Raw genomic sequence first — 822 nt, 5'->3', positions numbered from 1 at the left:
GAGTTGCTGGGGCGGTTGGGGCATGGGGAGATCCGGCCTCGTACCGAGGTGGGCCGGTTGTCTCCGGCGCACAAGCAGATCGTGAGCATGGCTCGGGCGTTGTCGCATTCGGCTCGGTTGATCATCATGGACGAGCCGTCGGCGGCGTTGGCGCATGACGAGGTGGAAAACCTGTTCCGGGTGATCCGTGATCTCACCTCTCAGGGGGTGGCGGTGATCTACATCTCCCACCGTTTGGAGGAGATCCGGGAGATCGGGGATCGGGTCACGGTGTTGAAGGACGGGCGGACGGTCGCGGTGGGTCTGGCGGCCAAGGACACGCCGACTTCGCAGATCGTGGCGTTGATGACCGGCCGGAATGTGGAGTATGTGTTCCCGCCGCGGCCGGGCCGGGATGCTCATGAGGGGCGGCCGGAGGTGTTGCGGGTGGAGAACCTGACGCTGCCGGGCCGGTTCGCGGAGGTGTCGTTCAGTATCCGGGCCGGGGAGATCGTCGGGCTGGCCGGTCTGGTCGGTTCGGGCCGCAGTGAGATCGTCGAGGCGATCTACGGTGCGCGGCGGGCCAGTGGCCGGGTTGTGCTGGATGGGCGGGTGGTGCGGCCGGGCAGTACGACCCGGGCGGTGCGGATGGGCATGGGTCTGGCGCCGGAGGAGCGTAAGGCGCAGGCGTTGCTGCTGGATCATCCGGTGGCGCAGAACATCACGCTGGCGAGCCTGAGCCGCTACACCAAGCCGCGGTGGCTGGGCTGGCTGGATCGGCGTGGTGAGTTCGCCGAGGCCAAGCGGTTGTCGGAGGCGTTGGACATTCGTCCGCCTGATCCG

At 67.8% G+C, this 822-nt stretch carries 1 protein-coding gene; it reads left to right on the top strand.

The window, feature by feature from the left end; all coding sequences use genetic code 11:
• Window positions 1-57: 57 nt before the first annotated feature.
• On the top strand, window positions 58-822 hold a 765-nt coding region (locus HHX35_RS42370; RefSeq protein ID WP_259405918.1), incomplete at its 3' end, for an ATP-binding cassette domain-containing protein.

This window comes from Microbispora sp. H10830 (assembly GCF_014161375.1).
Lineage (GTDB): Bacteria > Actinomycetota > Actinomycetes > Streptosporangiales > Streptosporangiaceae > Microbispora > Microbispora catharanthi.
The sequence above is the reverse complement of the archived record's forward strand: the minus strand, read 5'-3'. Positions and strand labels throughout refer to the sequence as shown.